The organism is Spirosoma sp. SC4-14 (genome assembly GCF_037201965.1).
Lineage (GTDB): Bacteria > Bacteroidota > Bacteroidia > Cytophagales > Spirosomataceae > Spirosoma.
Window position 1 is genome coordinate 7,029,399 of the sequence record NZ_CP147518.1, and the last position, 16,080, is coordinate 7,045,478.

A 16,080-nucleotide genomic window follows, 5' to 3' on the forward strand; every position below is an offset into this window, starting at 1 on the left:
GCAAACAAACCATAGCTATGTTATTAAATTGTTAAGTAGAGACGCGACTCTTCGCGTCTCTACTTTTTACCCGCTAATTGCCCGCAGGCCGCATCGATGTCTTTGCCACGGCTCCGACGAACATTGACCGTTACGCCTTTGCTATCCAGAAAGCCAGCGAATTTGTCTAACGTTTGCGGATCAGTATTCTTGAAATTCGCTTCGGCAATGGGGTTATATTCAATGATATTCACTTTGGCCGGAACGCGCTTCGTAAACTTCCAGAGTTCCTGCGCATCCTGTAAAGTATCATTGAAATTATAGAAAAGAATATACTCGAACGTGATTCGGGTGCCGGTCTTTTTATAAAAATAACCCAGCGCATCGCCCAAAGCTTCGAGTGTATTACTCTCATTGATGGGCATGATCTGATCGCGTTTCTGATCATTGGCAGCATGAAGCGACAGAGCCAGATTAAATTTAACCGCATCGTCGCCAAGCTGCCGAATCATCTTGGCAATGCCTGCCGTTGAAACCGTAATGCGCCTAGGCGACATACCCAGGCCATCGGGCGATGTGATGCGGTTCACCGACTCCAGAACGTTTTTATAGTTCAGCAGCGGCTCGCCCATACCCATATACACAATATTCGACAGTGGTACGTTATAATTCTCTTTCGCCTGCCGGTCAATAGCTACCACCTGATCATAGATTTCGGCAGCATCCAGATTTCGCTTACGATCCATATACCCCGTTGCGCAGAATTTACAGGTCAGCGAACAACCCACCTGACTCGACACGCAGGCAGTCATACGGTCGATGTCGTCGTGGCGCAGAGCCGGAATCAACACGCCTTCAACCAGATTCCCATCAAACAATCGAAACGACGATTTAATGGTACCATCACTGCTACGCTGCTGCTGATCGACAGACAGTGGTCGAATCTCAAAATTATTTTTCAGTAGCTCCCGCGTCACCAGCGACAAATTTGTCATCTGCTCAAAGGAAAGCGCCGATTTCTGCCAGAGCCATTCATAAATCTGCTTAGCCCGAAACCCCTGTTCGCCATGTTGCGCGAGCCAATCCTTAAGCTGCGCCGGTGTAAGTTTGCGGATGTCTTGTTTCATTTTTTAAAGAGTGAAAGAGCGAATGAGTGAAAGAGTGGCTAGCGCATTAATTTCGCTCCGCTTCAGCGGTTTGATTTCACTCATTCGCTCTTTCACTCTTTTATAGTATCAGCTCGCCATTTCTTTCCTGCTTCCAGCCCTTTAGGTACCCATACGGCGGCTTTGTCCATAACCTGTGGAGCAACAGGCCGAATGTATTCATACAAAAAAGCACCTTCGGTTTGGCGAGCGGGTATTTTTATTCCCATGTAGCTGAACAACCAAAGGATAACACTAATTCCAAACACCCAGGTAAAAAGACCAACTACGGCTCCGGCAACGCTATCGAAGGTTCCTAACAACGTATATTTAAGAGAACGGCGCAGAGCAAAGCCCATCCGGTTGATCATGAACACCGTAGGAAAAAATATGACCGAAAAGCCAAGCCAGGGCAACAGCTTACGGGCCAGCTCACGGCTGATATAGGGGCTAAGCAGTTCAATACCGAAAGCCAGAAACTTAAAACCCACAATCATGGCAACAATAAACGCAATGACCGCAACGATCTCCACCAGAAGCCCCTTGCGGTAACCGTTAAATGCGCCCCATGCCAGGGGAATGATCATGAGCAAATCGAGGGTGTTCATGGGCGAATGATTGAATTGCTAAATTATTGAATGATTGAATGATTGACGAAGTCTCCAGAACAGGCTACCTATTCGATCATTCAATCATTCAACAATTCAATCATTGTAATAACTGCTTCACAGCCGCCGAGATCGCTTTCCCATCGGCCTGGCCAGCGAGTTCTTTGGTAGCTATACCCATTACTTTACCCATATCAGAAGGGGTCGAAGCACCTACACGGGCAATAATGGCCTGTAGTTTTTCCTTAAGCTCATCTTCCGACAATTGTTTAGGCAAGTATTGTTCAATAACGGCAATTTCTGCTTCTTCAGTGGCCAATAGATCAGCGCGGTTTTGCTGACGATAGATGTCGGCCGAATCCTTCCGCTGTTTTACGGCTTTCGTCAGAATACGGGTTTCGTCTTCAGCTTTGAGTTCGCCCGTACCGCCTTCTTTTGTTTCTTCAAGCAAAATCATGGATTTAATGGCGCGTAATGCACGCAGTTTATCCTGATCTTTGGCTAACATAGCCTGTTTAATATCGGCGTCAATTTGTTGTTTCAGAGCCATCTTTTATTGAGCGAATGAGTGAATTAGCGAATGAGTGAATTAAGATTATGAACCATCATTACGTCGGCAAAGTTACAAAACCAGCGAAGCAATTCGCTCATTCACTCATTCGCTCATTCACTAATTGAGAAAATGACTCGCTTATCCGTAAATATCAACAAAATTGCTACTATTCGAAATGCACGTGGTGGCAATAACCCGAATCTGGTTCAGGTAGCTATCGATTGTGAACGTTTTGGCGCTCAGGGCATAACCGTACACCCCCGCCCCGACGAACGCCATATCCGCTATCAGGACGTTCTGGACCTGAAAGAAGTGGTCACAACTGAATTCAATATTGAAGGCAACCCCGACGAGCGATTTATCGAACTTGTCAGGCGGGTTAAGCCCGAACAGGTAACACTGGTTCCCGATGCGCCCGATGCCATCACCTCCAATGCAGGCTGGGATACCCTCCGCCATGCCGATCATCTTCAGATGCTGGTCGACACCTTTAAAGCCGATGGTATTCGGGTCTCGATTTTTGTCGATGCCGACGAGCGGATGATTGAAGGCGCCAAAGCCGTGGGTACCGACCGGGTTGAACTCTATACAGAGCCTTACGCTACTCATTATGCCGAAAACCGGGAGGTAGCTGTAGCACCGTTCGTGCGAGCTGCTCAACGCGCCAACGAAATAGGGCTGGAGCTAAATGCCGGGCATGATCTGAGTCTGGAAAACCTTCGTTTTTTCAACGAACAGATTCCTTATCTGAAAGAAGTCTCTATTGGCCACGCACTCATCTGCGATGCGCTTTATTACGGTCTTGAAAATACGATTCAGATGTATTTACGCTGTCTGGACCGCCAGACGTTCCTGCAGGATTTACAGGATTTGCCTGACCGACTCTGATTGCAACAAAAGCGCTTCTTCGAAGCGAAAATAAATCAAAGTCAGTCAGGCAAATCCTGTAAATCCCAGTCAGGCAATGGTTCAGCAATTATCCGTAACAGAATTTCTTAAGAAGGCCCGAAGCCTGCCGATCATTGATGTGCGGTCGCCGGGCGAATATGATCATGCCCATATCCCTGGTGCTATTAGCATTCCGCTCTTCGATAATGAAGAGCGGGCTCTGGTTGGTACCAAATATAAACAGGCCGGTAAAGATGCGGCCGTTCTGCTGGGGCTGGATTTAGTTGGCCCAAAGCTGGTAGGCTTTGTAAAACAGGCCCGAAAACTTAATCCACGACAAAAGGAAGTGCTGGTACACTGCTGGCGCGGAGGTATGCGTAGCGGTTCGTTTGCCTGGTTGCTCGATACGGCCGGCTTAACGGCATCGACGCTGGTAGGCGGCTACAAAGCCTACCGGAATGCCGTTCTGGAATCTTTTTCCGAGCCCCGAACCCTACTTATTCTGGGCGGTAAAACGGGGAGTGGTAAAACCGATATTCTGAAAGAATTGGCCCGACAAGGCGAGCAGGTTATTGATCTGGAAGGACTAGCTCATCACAAAGGTTCATCGTACGGTGCGATTGGTCAACCAGCACAACCCACCAACGAACAGTTCGAGAATCTGGTTTATGCACAATGGCAACAACTTGACCGCAAACGACGAATCTGGCTCGAAGATGAGAGCCGCAACGTTGGTGCTTGTTTTGTACCGATGGCTATATGGCAACAAATGCGAACGGCACCGGTCGCTTTTGTCGATGTGCCAAAGCCCGTTCGAATTTGCCGATTGGTGAACGAATATGCTGGCATCGATCATGGTTTACTGGTAGCAGCAACCGAACGCATTAGAAAACGGCTTGGTGGTAAAGCAACTAACGACGCGCTGGCGGCTCTCGCCCATCAAGATTATGCAACCGTTGCCGATCTGACACTTGCTTATTACGACAAAGCGTATTTACACGGACTTTCGGAGCGTGATTCATCCTCCGTTTATCCATTAGTTATGGATGAAGATAACCCAGTGCAAACGGCCAGGCAATTAATTGAGTGGGCCAATACTCAGGCCGAAAGTGAGGTTTTGCGGTAAATAGAACGCAGTAACAAGGTTAGCTCGCCCAAGCGAACTGTGTCGTCAAGCGAGCGGTAGTCGGCGTCAAGCCATTCTGTCGGTTTTTCCGTCCGCGAATAGCTTCGGACAAAAACCTCATCCTGACTGACAAAAAGAATATGTTTCAACGAAGGAATTAGTCGGTATAAGTCCAGCTTATCCGATTGGTCGTAGGCTTTCGTGCTCTTCGACAGCACTTCAACCACAATTTCCGGATTCTTAATTCGCACAGTCGACAATCGTCCGCTTGGCAACACGGCATAGTCGGAAGAGCCTTTAACAACCGATAAATCAGCATTTAAGTCAGCCCGGCCTTCCTCAACACAGATTTTCACATTACTCCCCAAAACCCGGTAATCGGGTTGGTCGTCGAGTTGATTAGTGAATAATGTAATAAGCTGTGCAATTAACTGTTCGTGTGTATCAGTTGCCTGCCCCATAGCAATAAGCTCACCGTCTATATAATCAATATTGTAGGGAACAATTTCGGCTAGTTCCAGATATTCCTCCCATGTGGCCGGCACACGAATCATATCGGGGGCTTCGTCGCTCTCCTGGAGCGTCATCGGAATTTTCAGGGCTGCTGCTTCCATTGTTTAGAGGAGGCTTCTTTCTGTAAATATACTTATTTTTTCGTTGAGGCACTCATTCGCCGGATCACCTCACGTCGGCTAAATGCCAGTCGCCAAACGGCAAACGGAACCTCCTGCTTACCAAAACAGGCTTCGCAAATAGGATTCTTAGTGGGTACCGCTACGTTATAGACAAACAGGGTATCGTTAATTTTCTGAATGTTCGAAATGGGCGACAATTTCTGTTTGGCATTGTAGAGATAGGCATCCAGAATCTCCCGTTCTTTCTGACTCAATGCTTTGTTCTGAATATCGGCTGAACCGAGCAGGCTAACATCAACAGCGTAGCGCTCGCTAATGGCTTTTGTACGGGGCAGGTTTTGGAGCTGGCAAAGTTTTGCCCGGCTAGCTGGATCAGTCGTTTTTTCTAAAGCAGCAGTCAAATCATTCTGCACAGCCACACTAATCTTTTGACCAATATTGTCGATTGTTTCGATTAAATCAGGATCGGTTATTCGCTTAATTTTCGAATCGGCCATTTCTCGCTTCAGTTCATCGGTATACTTAACCCGATCGGTACCACAACCCGACAACATACTGATTAACAAAGCAGATACTAAACAGGAACGAATCATAAGGAGGAACTTAATACTATTTTGTTGTGTCATTTGTCCAGAGAACGTACTCAGTTGTCGCTTGGTTGCACATTGCAAACATAAAGCCCAACTGACAGGATTTTCGTAATTTTGTTTTTTAGGACGGCCGACATCGCGTATAGACGGGTATGGCTTACATCTTTTAAACAAGTTGTCTGGCTGTCTGGTATCCAATATCTATTGTCTTCCCAATACTATGCTCGACCAATTAGAAGCCATTCGCGAACGCTTCGACGAAGTAGCTCAGCAAATCGTTCAGCCCGAAGTCGTTTCGGACCAGAAACGCTTCATGAAACTGAGCAAAGAATATAAAGATCTCGAAAAGATCGTCAACCAATATACGGCCTATAAACAACTGCTCGACGAAATCGATGGTGCCCGGCAAATCATTGCAACCGAAAAAGACGAAGAATTCCGGGAACTGGCCAAAGCCGAACTAGACGACCTACTGCCACGTCGGGAAACAATGGAGGAAACGCTCAAGGAAATGTTGATTCCGAAAGATCCGAACGACAGTAAAAACGTTATTCTTGAAATTCGGGGGGGGACTGGTGGCGACGAAGCCGCTATTTTTGCAGGCGATCTGTTTCGTATGTACCAGCGGTTCTGCGAAAAAATGGGCTGGCGGATGTCGCTTGTCGATTACACCGAAGGCACTTCGGGCGGCTACAAGGAAATCGTTACCGAAATTGAAGGAGAGGATGTATACGGCAAGCTCAAATTTGAGTCGGGTGTTCACCGTGTACAACGCGTACCAGCTACCGAAACGCAGGGGCGTATTCATACGTCGGCGGCCAGCGTGGCCGTTTTGCCCGAAGCCGAAGAAGTAGACGTAGAACTAAACATGAACGATATTCGGAAAGATACGTTCTGTTCGTCGGGTGCGGGTGGCCAGTCGGTTAACACGACTTATTCGGCGGTTCGATTAACGCACATCCCAACGGGATTGGTCGTGCAATGTCAGGATGAGCGATCACAGTTAAAAAATTTCGACAAGGCCCTAACCGTTTTGCGTTCGCGGCTCTATGAAATTGAGCTTCAAAAGCACAACGAAGCCATTGCTTCGCAGCGCAAAACAATGGTTGGCAGTGGCGACCGTTCCGATAAAATTCGGACCTATAACTATCCGCAAAGCCGCGTAACCGACCACCGTATTGGTATGACTGTCTATAACCTTCCGGCCGTTATGGATGGCGACATTGGTGAGTTTATCGAACAGCTTCGTATTGCCGAAAACGCCGAACGACTGAAAGAAGGCGCAACGGCCTAAGAATAGTCGTTTTTGCGTAATCAGTTGAAATATGGTCAGAGACGGTATTCTGCTATCTCTGACCATATTTCATTTCAAGCCTATTATTTCATCACCCAGTAATCAACGGCTTCCACTCCTTTAATGATGGATGTACCGATTTTGATATGCCGCTGATGCTCAGGCGAAGCGCCATAACTCGCCAACTCCTTCTCCGACAAAAACGTGGATACATACACGTGCTTTACGTCTTTGTTGGGGCGTTCATCGGCCGGGCTTATACCCCACTCGTAGGCCTGAACAACGTTTAGTCTGGCTAAATTCTTAAATGATTGATCCACCTCACGAATAGCCTTAGTTGAAGAGCCTGCCTTAAAGGTAACCGTAACCACATGCCTGAGTAGCTTTTCTGGCTTTTTTTGTGCTTTGGTAAAAGCAGCCTGAAAGCAAAAAATTGTTGTTAGCAGAATTAAGTGTTTCTTCATAAGCAGAAATACATGATATGATAACCCAGTCCTGATATACTTCCTATTGAATCTATCACACCAAATTATGTAGTTCCTTATAAAAGCCTTGAAGAAATCGACAGACCAGAAAAAAACATAGACCAACTAACCTCTTAGAAGGTTCATTCGCAACTGATACCTAAAGCTTATACAACTTGCTTAAAAACAAAAATGTCCGGCACCTACGAAAAGCACCGAACATTTTATGACTCTATAGGCTTAGTTAGGCGTTATTTGACGACAGCTTTGCCCCCAGATATTCACGGTTCATACGAGCAATGTGGTCGAGTGAGATTGATTTTGGACACTCAACCGAGCAGGCCCCCGTAAAGGAGCAGGCGCCAAAGCCTTCCGCATCCATCTGCGCCACCATTCGCTCGGCCCGTTCGGTATGTTCGGCCTGCCCTTGTGGCAGCACAGCCAGGTGCGACACCTTAGCGGCTACGAACAACATAGCCGATGCATTCTTACAGGCGGCTACGCAGGCTCCGCAACCAATGCACTGAGCGGCATCCATTGCCTCGTCGGCAATTGTACGCGGAATTAGAATTTCGTTGGCATCGCGGGCAGAACCCGTATTCACCGAAACATAACCACCCGCCTGAATGATCCGATCGAACGCCGACCGGTCGACCATCAGGTCTTTAATAACCGGAAACGACCGTGCCCGCCAGGGTTCTACAACAATCGTATCGCCATCATTAAACGACCGCATGTGTAGCTGGCAGGTAGTGGCTCCCGTTTGGGGGCCGTGTGGCCGCCCATTGATATACATCGAGCAGGTTCCGCAAATACCTTCGCGGCAGTCGTGGTCAAACGTAACCGGGTCTTCGCCTTTACGGGTCAGCGAATCGTTCAGGACATCGAACATCTCCAGAAACGACATATCTTCCGATACGTTGTCCAATTGGTATTCGACCAGTTTGCCTTCTGTATTGCTATTTTTCTGTCTCCAGACTTTTAGATTGATTTTCATTGTTGACCGGTTTTAAAAGCCCCCTCCCCCAAGGGGGCTTCTTCTTATTTATAACTACGCTGGGTCAGTTTTACGTTTTCGAATTCCAGCACTTCTTTGTTAAGCACTTCAGGCTTATCGTCGCCCTGATATTCCCAGGCCGCCACATAGGCAAAATTCGCATCGTCGCGCAGAGCCTCGCCATCCGGCGTCTGATACTCTTCGCGGAAGTGACCACCGCAGGATTCGTTCCGCTCAAGCGCGTCTTCAACCATAAGTGCACCCAACTCAATGAAATCGGCTACACGATTTGCCTGCTCCAGAGCCTGGTTCATCTCCTGCGATTCGCCCAGCACTTTCACATTGGTCCAGAATTCTTTTTTAAGTGCCTTAATTTTTTCACGGGCAATTTGCAGTCCTTCAGCCGTACGTGCCATACCACAGTATTCCCACATGATGTGACCCAGTTCTTTATGCAGATCATCGACCGGGCGCTCGCCTTTAATCGACAGCAGCTTGTTAATCTGGTCGTGAATTTTTTGCTCGGCTTCTTTAAACACCGGCGCATCGGCGGGCAGTTTATCGGCAGGGCCAATCGTTGCCAGATAATCGCCAACGGTATATGGAATTACGAAATACCCATCGGCTAGTCCCTGCATCAAAGCAGAAGCACCTAACCGGTTAGCACCGTGATCGGAGAAGTTTGCTTCGCCAAGTGCATATAACCCCGGAATGGTTGTCATTAGGTTATAATCAACCCAAAGACCGCCCATTGTGTAGTGAACTGCCGGGTAAATCATCATTGGCGTTTCGTAGGGATTTTCGCCAGTGATTTTCTCGTACATTTCAAAGAGGTTTCCGTATTTGGCCTCAATGGTTTTCTGACCATCGCGTTTGATGGCATCGGCAAAGTCCAGATAAACAGCCAGCCCTGTTTTACCAACTCCACGCCCTTCGTCGCACACATATTTTGCGTTACGTGAGGCTACGTCGCGGGGAACCAGGTTACCAAACGAAGGATAACGACGCTCAAGGAAATAATCACGGGCATCATCGGCCAGATCAGTCGGCTTCACCTGGCCTTTCCGAATCCGTTCCGAATCTTCTTTTGACTTAGGCACCCATACACGCCCATCGTTCCGCAGCGACTCCGACATCAGTGTCAGCTTCGACTGGTAGTGACCCGATACCGGAATACAGGTTGGGTGAATCTGCGTAAAGCATGGATTGGCAAACAAGGCTCCTTTTTTATGAGCCCGCCAGGCGGCAGTAGCGTTCGACCCCATTGCGTTGGTCGACAGATAGAACACGTTCCCATAACCACCCGAGCATAGCAGAACAGCATGGCCCGAATGCGACTCAATTTTACCCGTTACCAGATTGCGCGTAACAATACCCCGTGCCTTACCACCTTCAATGACCAGGTCAAGCATTTCGGTTCGTGGGTATAGTTTTACTTTACCATTGGCAACCTGACGGCTCAGCGCCGAATAAGCACCTAACAGTAGCTGCTGTCCGGTTTGACCACGCGCATAGAACGTACGCGATACCTGAGCACCGCCAAATGAACGGTTAGCCAGCAATCCGCCATACTCACGGGCAAACGGTACGCCCTGTGCCACACACTGGTCGATGATGTTCACACTGACTTCGGCCAGCCGATACACATTTCCTTCGCGAGCGCGGTAATCGCCCCCTTTAATGGTATCATAAAAAAGCCGGAATACGCTATCGCCATCGTTCTGATAGTTTTTAGCGGCATTGATACCACCCTGTGCTGCAATTGAGTGAGCCCGACGGGGGCTATCCTGGAAGCAAAAGGCTTTAACATTATACCCTAGCTCGGCCAGCGATGCGGCTGCCGAAGCACCTGCTAATCCTGTACCAACAACTATTATCTCGTATTTACGCTTGTTTGCCGGGTTAACCAGTTTCAAAGCGAACTTATGCCGTGCCCATTTCTCGGCTAGAGGACCTTCGGGGATTTTAGATTCCAGTTTCATTCGTTCTAATTGTGAATGAGTGAATGAGCGAATGAGTGAATTGCGCATTGAGTTTTATTCACTCATTCGCTCATTCACAATTCACTCATTAAATTATATGGTGAACCTGTAAGAAAACATAAATTGGCATAGCAGCAAATGCAGCCGGAATAAGGATAGCGAAGAAGTATTTACCCAAAAACTCAATCAGAGGGGTATACTTCTTATGGCGAATGCCGAGTGTCTGAAAACCACTCTGGAAGCCATGAGCCAGGTGATAACCAATAGCCACCATGCAAATAACATACAGCAGCACATACCACCACTGACTGAATGCTTCTTTCACTACGGCATATAAATCTTTGTATTCTTTGCCATCATATTCGGCCATTGGCACTGAGCCAAAGTGCATTTCGTACCAGAATGTCCGCATGTGAATGATAATGAAAAGCAACAGGATGGTCCCCAGAATACCCATATTCCTCGACGACCAGTCGCTATTTGCTTCTGGTTTAGAATACGCATACTTAATGGGCCTCGACGCCTGATTATGACGCGTAAGTACCCAGGCCATAAGCGCATGAACCAAAATTGACGTGTACAGCAGATACGATACCGTAATGATAAGCGGGTTGTGCGTCATGAAGTAAGTGTATTCATTGAAAGCGCGCCCGTTATCACCTTTGAAGAGCTGGAGATTACCAGCCATGTGAACAATGAGAAACGTACTCAGAAAGAGTCCCGTCAGCGACATAATTACCTTGCGACCGAGGGAGCTGGATAGTGTTTGTATTACCCAAGCCATATGGTGAATGACACGAAAATTTAGTGGTAAACTGTTGAAAAAAAGCCGATTTAAACGGCGCATCAAAGCTAAAGCACAAACCCGATGCAAACAACTTTAGGGGCTATTTTCGGCGAACATATGCTTAATATAGAGCCAGTAAAAATTAGCTGATCCTCCTGATTTCGTAACAGAGTGTACCATTTTTTTGTTTGCTATCAACCCAGAAAAACAGTAGAAAATGCCGACAAGACCACACATTTTTTCCGTAGCCTACATACTGCACCGTGGCCCGCTGATAATCAACCACTTACTACAACGAATTCAGGCTTTCTTGAAGAATTGCAAAATGTCATGTTATTTTGCAATTTCCCTTTCACTTATTGAGGCTGTTTAAACTTTTCTAATCGAGTAGTAATGAGTCCTTTTTGTCACCCCTCCTTCTTCGAGATGACAAAAAGCAATTGAAACAAAAGTTTAAACAGCTTCATTGTATAGGTTTGACTAACTAACTTGCTACTGGCGGCAGGTCTTCTACTTTACGAAACATTCATGCTCGCATAAGCTCCCCAAGGCATGAATATTCGGTTTCTAAACGCCCCTTTGGGGTTGGGGGCTTTTTATTCAGATGAAAGCATACGTATTTCCGGGTCAGGGTTCACAGTTTAAAGGCATGGGGCTCGACATTTATCAGAGCTCAGAAGCAGCCCGTACTCTTTTCGACCAGGCAAACCAGATAGTGGGCTATGATCTGACCCGTATCATGTTTGAAGGAACCGACGAAGAATTAAAGCAAACCATTTATACACAGCCCGCCGTTCTGCTACATAGCGTTGTGCTGGCTCTAACAACTGATGCATTTGCGCCAGATCGGTTCGACGTTTCAATGGTAGCTGGCCATTCGCTTGGCGAATTATCGGCATTAACAGCCGCAGGAGTACTCTCATTCGAAAATGGCTTAACGCTCGCATCGATTCGTGCTACGGCTATGCAACGCGCCTGCGAACTGGCTCCGTCTAGTATGGCCGCCGTATTGGGCTTGCCCGACGACGTAATCGAACAAATTTGCGCAGGCATCACCGACGAAATAATTGTTCCGGCTAACTACAATTGTCCCGGCCAGGTTGTTATCTCAGGAAGCCTGAAAGGAATTGAACTGGCAGCCGAACAACTCAAAGCTGCTGGTGCCAAACGCGTACTACCGCTGGCTGTTGGTGGTGCATTCCATTCGCCGTTCATGGAGTCCGCTCGGGATGAGTTCGCCAGGGCGGTTGAGGCAATGCCATTTAGCACACCCCGCTGCCCGGTTTACCAAAACGTAAACGCCCAGCCTACCCAGGACCCCGAAACGATTAAAGCGAATCTAATTGCTCAGTTAACGGCACCGGTTCGCTGGACACAGTCGGTCGAAAATATGGCAGCTGCGGGAGCTACGGAATTTATCGAATGTGGCCCTGGCAAAGTGTTACAAGGTCTGGTGAAAAAGATCGTTCCCAGCGTAACAGTGCTGGCAGTATAAAAAAAATACCTACTGATAGTCAGCCTCTAGCAGGCTATCAAGGCAAAAAATCAGATTTTTTTAAGACGAGCACTTGATTTTGCCAAATTAAAGCTGTTATCTTTGCACCACAATTGCCCGATCGTCTAAGGGTAGGACGACAGATTTTGGTTCTGTTTGTGGAGGTTCGAATCCTTCTCGGGCAACAAAAAAGCCGCTTAATAGTCTTATTAAGTGGCTTTTTTGTTGCTTTTTCAGGCCATTAATAGCTGGTTACTGTCTATTTCATACTGTTCTCTTTTGCATAGTCAGCCCAATCAACCAGGGTCTATTTTTGCCCCAAATCCCTTTTTCTTACAAACTAGTTTGTAATTTATCCAAGAAATACTTATTATTGTCAAATAAAGCCTATTGAGTAACATATAGTCTCATTATTAACAATAATTAACTATATTTACTTGATTGCAAGTGCATTTATTAAAATTTATTTTGTTACAATAAGCAACAGGTTTAATCTAATTCGTGTTAATACCTGAAATTTATCGTTACGATTTCATAGATTATACAGTCTCAATGTGACCGCGCCTTTTTATTTACGTCAGACTGATATAATGTTTTGAATTTTAATGCATTTTAGATACATGGAGAAGGACGAAAAGGTCAGACGTAACCGCGCTAAGACAACTCAGCGCATTGTTGAAGCATTAGAAGAAGTAATCGCTGAGCGGGGATTAGAAGGAGTGGGGGTCAATCGTGTAGCCGAAAAAGCGAATGTCAGCAAAGTGCTGATCTATCGTTATTTTGGCGGTATGGAGGGGCTGCTGGAATATTACGTCAAAATGGGTAAATTGTTCCCAGTGTTCAATCCAGCGGTTCTCGACCAAATCCGTCCATTACAGGAGTCTGATGTGGCTCGTATCTGGTATCGACAAGTCATTCAAACCTACCGTTACTTCCGTACATTTAAAGCCGCTCGTGAAATCCTGAAAGCAACCGTTATCGAAAACGATTCGATCGCTGAAACAACTGCTAAAGCTCAGGATGAAGAGATGACCCGTCTTGTAGAACAGCTTTCTTTCGTTAAAGGAGCTGATACGCAGGCCATTTCGGCTGTAGTTCTGGGTGCAATGACTTATCTGACCATTATGGCACAGAACGACCGTACAATGATCAGTATCGATCTGCGGAGTGAAGAAGGCTGGAAACGAATTGAGAACGCCGTTAAAACCATCTACATTGCGCTCAACAAAATGGCAATCCAATCAAAAGAAGTTAATCTGGAGTTACAATCGGCCAATCTGCCAATTGCCCAGTGGTAAGTTCGTTTATAAACAGATAGTGGCTTTGAAGCAAGAACAAGTTGTCTCAAAGCCACTATCTGTTTTTTACATTTACGCTACTGAACCTTCATAGTTTTCATTTCGGGCCCAATTCCTTTAATTGTAAGCGCTTTCCATTTAGCCGGAAGTTTTGTTTTAAGTTGCACGATACCATTGTCGGTAATTTCCAGCCCACCGAATCCATTCAAAACAGCCTGCAACATGCCGCCCGCACCAGTGGCAAAGTAAGGATTTGTTCCACCGGCCGTTTCAGCCAGGACGCCAAACGGAGGCACTTCATTCGGTTTATAACTTTTCACAAACCACCCATACGCCTTTTCGGGCTCATTTAGCCGGGCATGCAGTGTTGACAATACTGACCAACCCATTGCCGGGCCTTCGGGCGAATAGCGTGGTTCATAATAAGCCAGATCTTTCCGAACAGCCGATTCGTCGGTAACAATATGAAGTGGGTAGGCCAGCAGGTTGACATCGGCCTGCTTGATCATCACACCGTCGTAGGTACGATTTTCTTTTGTTACGCCATCCGGGAATTTAAGAATCGGTAAATTATCGGCAACAAGCTTCCAGTCAGGATTAGCCGCAAGTCCCAGCTCCTGAGCGGCCTGAATAGCATACTGCAATGAGGTCTTGGCCATTCCATTGGTAAAAGCATTATCGTCGATGTTTTCCTGCCATTCGTTGGCTCCAATCACGTTATTGATATGAAATTTACCCGGCGCTTCCCGCTCGACCCGGCTGCTCCAGAAATCGGCCACTTCTTTCAACATCGGATAACCACGGGTACGAAGCCATTCTTTATCTTTTGTTACCTGGTAATACTTCCAGAACGCCCAGCCTACACAGCCAGTAATATGTTGCTGGAAAGGGCCCGTCAATGCCCAGACCGGCGTTGCTTCCTGCCCATCAGCATCCGATTCCCACGGAAACATAACACCTGCATAGCCATGGCTAAACGCATTTTGCTTCGCCATAGCTATACGATTAAAACGGTATTCCAGAATCGACCTGGCAATTTCAGGCTTCAGAGCCAGAATCGGGGGGTACATCCATAGTTCGGTATCCCAGAAAACATGCCCATTATAGCCAAGGCCCGATAAACCCATTGGCGACAGGCTATAGCCGGTTCCCTCCCGAACAAACGAATATAAATGATATAACGCCGAACGAACGGCCCGTTGCGCTTCAGGATCGCCATCAATAATAATGTCGCTCTGCCACAATTTTGCCCATTCGGCATTATGACGAGTCAGCAGACGCTCTGTACGTTCAAGGGCGGCAAAGAGCGTAAGCCGTTCGGCTTCGTTATGCGGATCGGCCGTATGAGCCGTCGACGATACTGAACCCACTACGCTGAACTTATAGGTTTCGCCCGCTTTCAGACGCTTCTTAAACTTGGCCAGATGCATATTATAGTCCCAGTCTTCATGAATTACGTCGGGTTCCTGCCCATGGGGTTCTTCAAAAATAAAACTGGTAGAGGCCGCCACTGTATGCCGACCCGTAGGACTTTTGGCAACTGATGTAAGTAGCCGGATGGTTACGTGCGTGCGATCGATTTCGGAATAAAAATTTTTAACTTCCCTGAGGGTTTCGGGGGTTTCAATGACACTCATCGGACTAATTTCGCAGTCTGTCTTCGCCGTAATTTCGACCATGGTCAATTCCGAAAAAGGCAGGTGCCGCAATGCCATCATCGTTTGCCGTACGCTGACTTTGTCTTTAAAATCGAACGTGGTTGTCAGTGCCGCTTTCTGCATATCGAGCGTCTGCCGGTAATTACTAATATCTTTCGGGCCAATCCGTTGCCCATCGACATCGAGGTTCATATTGGCAAAGTTGAACACCTTCAGAATGTTCGAAACTCGCCCCCGGCCATAGGTATCGAACGCACCGTTTAGCACAACGTCTTTCACTTTCATCGGTTCGGGCGAGGATACTAAACCGATCATGCCATTGGCAACGGTGATGCCGTAATAATTAGCTGGATTAATGTTCTGACCAACAATCTGCCATGCAGCATGATCGGTCTGGGCGAATGAAGTAGTTAGGCCTATCGGGGCCGCTAACAGAAGCTTGACTAACAATAGTCTTTTGTTCATAGGTAGGTCACGGATGAAATAAACCCTAAAAATAGTACCATAGCAGTACTAAGCAATACTTTTTTGTCATTTACGAGTAGATATTGGGCACTTATCAGCAAATAAAAACCAACGCC

At 47.0% G+C, this 16,080-nt stretch carries 15 protein-coding genes and 1 tRNA gene; 6 read left to right on the plus strand and 10 right to left on the minus strand.

The genetic code is table 11. The features are described from left to right. Positions 1–59: 59 nt before the first annotated feature. From rlmN to WBJ53_RS29010, 3 genes are all read right to left on the minus strand, one after another. Entirely contained in the window at positions 60–1,106 is a 1,047-nt protein-coding gene (rlmN, locus tag WBJ53_RS29000; protein WP_338872845.1) for a 23S rRNA (adenine(2503)-C(2))-methyltransferase RlmN, read from the minus strand. Between the two features lie 92 nt (positions 1,107–1,198). Further along, positions 1,199–1,732, minus strand: a complete 534-nt coding sequence (locus tag WBJ53_RS29005; protein WP_338872847.1) for a CvpA family protein — start codon at positions 1,730–1,732, stop codon at positions 1,199–1,201. A 100-nt stretch (positions 1,733–1,832) separates the two neighbouring features. After that, positions 1,833–2,282 (minus strand): GatB/YqeY domain-containing protein, encoded by a 450-nt coding sequence (locus WBJ53_RS29010; RefSeq protein WP_338872849.1) that lies wholly within the window; start codon positions 2,280–2,282, stop codon positions 1,833–1,835. A gap of 132 nt (positions 2,283–2,414) precedes the next feature. Between WBJ53_RS29010 and WBJ53_RS29015 the strand changes: the two genes are divergently transcribed. Further along, the gene (locus WBJ53_RS29015) at positions 2,415–3,173 is read left to right on the plus strand and encodes a pyridoxine 5'-phosphate synthase (RefSeq protein WP_338872851.1); all 759 of its coding nucleotides are present in this window, start codon (positions 2,415–2,417) and stop codon (positions 3,171–3,173) included. 76 nt (positions 3,174–3,249) lie between these two features. Further along, positions 3,250–4,299, plus strand: a complete 1,050-nt coding sequence (mnmH, locus tag WBJ53_RS29020; protein WP_338872853.1) for a tRNA 2-selenouridine(34) synthase MnmH — start codon at positions 3,250–3,252, stop codon at positions 4,297–4,299. On the opposite strand, the gene WBJ53_RS29025 is transcribed toward mnmH, so the two are convergent. After that, a complete protein-coding gene (locus WBJ53_RS29025) occupies positions 4,272–4,913 on the minus strand; it encodes a Uma2 family endonuclease (protein ID WP_338872855.1) in 642 nt (213 codons plus the stop codon). The genes mnmH and WBJ53_RS29025 overlap by 28 nt on opposite strands. A gap of 32 nt (positions 4,914–4,945) precedes the next feature. After that, a complete protein-coding gene (locus tag WBJ53_RS29030; protein WP_338872857.1) occupies positions 4,946–5,527 on the minus strand; it encodes a hypothetical protein in 582 nt (193 codons plus the stop codon). Positions 5,528–5,744: 217 nt separating this feature from the next. Between WBJ53_RS29030 and prfA the strand changes: the two genes are divergently transcribed. Beyond that, positions 5,745–6,818, plus strand: coding sequence for a peptide chain release factor 1 (prfA, locus tag WBJ53_RS29035; RefSeq protein WP_338872859.1), 1,074 nt, complete (start codon positions 5,745–5,747; stop codon positions 6,816–6,818). An 83-nt stretch (positions 6,819–6,901) separates the two neighbouring features. Here prfA and WBJ53_RS29040 read toward each other — a convergent pair whose 3' ends face one another. The 4 genes from WBJ53_RS29040 to WBJ53_RS29055 form a co-directional block, all read right to left on the minus strand. Continuing rightward, a complete protein-coding gene (locus WBJ53_RS29040) occupies positions 6,902–7,282 on the minus strand; it encodes a Dabb family protein (RefSeq protein ID WP_338872861.1) in 381 nt (126 codons plus the stop codon). Between the two features lie 244 nt (positions 7,283–7,526). Beyond that, positions 7,527–8,279 carry a succinate dehydrogenase/fumarate reductase iron-sulfur subunit gene (locus WBJ53_RS29045; RefSeq protein WP_338872863.1) on the minus strand — a complete coding sequence of 251 codons (753 nt, stop codon included), beginning with the start codon at positions 8,277–8,279 and terminating at the stop codon, positions 7,527–7,529. A gap of 44 nt (positions 8,280–8,323) precedes the next feature. Continuing rightward, positions 8,324–10,261, minus strand: coding sequence for a fumarate reductase/succinate dehydrogenase flavoprotein subunit (locus WBJ53_RS29050; RefSeq protein WP_338872865.1), 1,938 nt, complete (start codon positions 10,259–10,261; stop codon positions 8,324–8,326). An 88-nt stretch (positions 10,262–10,349) separates the two neighbouring features. After that, positions 10,350–11,045, minus strand: a complete 696-nt coding sequence (locus WBJ53_RS29055; protein ID WP_338872867.1) for a succinate dehydrogenase cytochrome b subunit — start codon at positions 11,043–11,045, stop codon at positions 10,350–10,352. A 607-nt stretch (positions 11,046–11,652) separates the two neighbouring features. On the opposite strand from WBJ53_RS29055, the gene fabD reads away from it, so the two are divergent. The 3 genes from fabD (at position 11,653) to WBJ53_RS29070 (ending at position 13,841) form a co-directional block, all read left to right on the plus strand. After that, positions 11,653–12,543 carry an ACP S-malonyltransferase gene (gene fabD / locus WBJ53_RS29060; protein ID WP_338872869.1) on the plus strand — a complete coding sequence of 297 codons (891 nt, stop codon included), beginning with the start codon at positions 11,653–11,655 and terminating at the stop codon, positions 12,541–12,543. Between the two features lie 114 nt (positions 12,544–12,657). Continuing rightward, a tRNA-Gln gene (locus tag WBJ53_RS29065) sits at positions 12,658–12,728 on the plus strand. Positions 12,729–13,163: 435 nt separating this feature from the next. Further along, entirely contained in the window at positions 13,164–13,841 is a 678-nt protein-coding gene (locus WBJ53_RS29070; protein ID WP_338872871.1) for a helix-turn-helix domain-containing protein, read from the plus strand. A 77-nt stretch (positions 13,842–13,918) separates the two neighbouring features. On the opposite strand, the gene WBJ53_RS29075 is transcribed toward WBJ53_RS29070, so the two are convergent. Then, positions 13,919–15,964, minus strand: a complete 2,046-nt coding sequence (locus tag WBJ53_RS29075; protein WP_338872873.1) for a glycoside hydrolase family 65 protein — start codon at positions 15,962–15,964, stop codon at positions 13,919–13,921. Positions 15,965–16,080: the final 116 nt, after the last annotated feature.

Excerpts from the sequence above, each read along its gene's own strand:
- mnmH (WP_338872853.1), top strand. The coding sequence starts at position 3,250 with ATGGTTCAGCAATTATCCGTAACAGAATTTCTTAAGAAGGCCCGAAGC.
- WBJ53_RS29070 (WP_338872871.1), top strand. The coding sequence starts at position 13,164 with ATGGAGAAGGACGAAAAGGTCAGACGTAACCGCGCTAAGACAACTCAG.
- WBJ53_RS29010 (WP_338872849.1), bottom strand. The coding sequence starts at position 2,282 with ATGGCTCTGAAACAACAAATTGACGCCGATATTAAACAGGCTATGTTA.
- WBJ53_RS29030 (WP_338872857.1), bottom strand. The coding sequence starts at position 5,527 with ATGATTCGTTCCTGTTTAGTATCTGCTTTGTTAATCAGTATGTTGTCG.
- WBJ53_RS29050 (WP_338872865.1), bottom strand. The coding sequence starts at position 10,261 with ATGAAACTGGAATCTAAAATCCCCGAAGGTCCTCTAGCCGAGAAATGG.
- WBJ53_RS29075 (WP_338872873.1), bottom strand. The coding sequence starts at position 15,964 with ATGAACAAAAGACTATTGTTAGTCAAGCTTCTGTTAGCGGCCCCGATA.
- WBJ53_RS29005 (WP_338872847.1), bottom strand. The coding sequence starts at position 1,732 with ATGAACACCCTCGATTTGCTCATGATCATTCCCCTGGCATGGGGCGCA.
- WBJ53_RS29015 (WP_338872851.1), top strand. The coding sequence starts at position 2,415 with ATGACTCGCTTATCCGTAAATATCAACAAAATTGCTACTATTCGAAAT.
- WBJ53_RS29025 (WP_338872855.1), bottom strand. The coding sequence starts at position 4,913 with ATGGAAGCAGCAGCCCTGAAAATTCCGATGACGCTCCAGGAGAGCGAC.
- fabD (WP_338872869.1), top strand. The coding sequence starts at position 11,653 with ATGAAAGCATACGTATTTCCGGGTCAGGGTTCACAGTTTAAAGGCATG.
- WBJ53_RS29040 (WP_338872861.1), bottom strand. The coding sequence starts at position 7,282 with ATGAAGAAACACTTAATTCTGCTAACAACAATTTTTTGCTTTCAGGCT.
- WBJ53_RS29055 (WP_338872867.1), bottom strand. The coding sequence starts at position 11,045 with ATGGCTTGGGTAATACAAACACTATCCAGCTCCCTCGGTCGCAAGGTA.
- WBJ53_RS29045 (WP_338872863.1), bottom strand. The coding sequence starts at position 8,279 with ATGAAAATCAATCTAAAAGTCTGGAGACAGAAAAATAGCAATACAGAA.
- rlmN (WP_338872845.1), bottom strand. The coding sequence starts at position 1,106 with ATGAAACAAGACATCCGCAAACTTACACCGGCGCAGCTTAAGGATTGG.
- prfA (WP_338872859.1), top strand. The coding sequence starts at position 5,745 with ATGCTCGACCAATTAGAAGCCATTCGCGAACGCTTCGACGAAGTAGCT.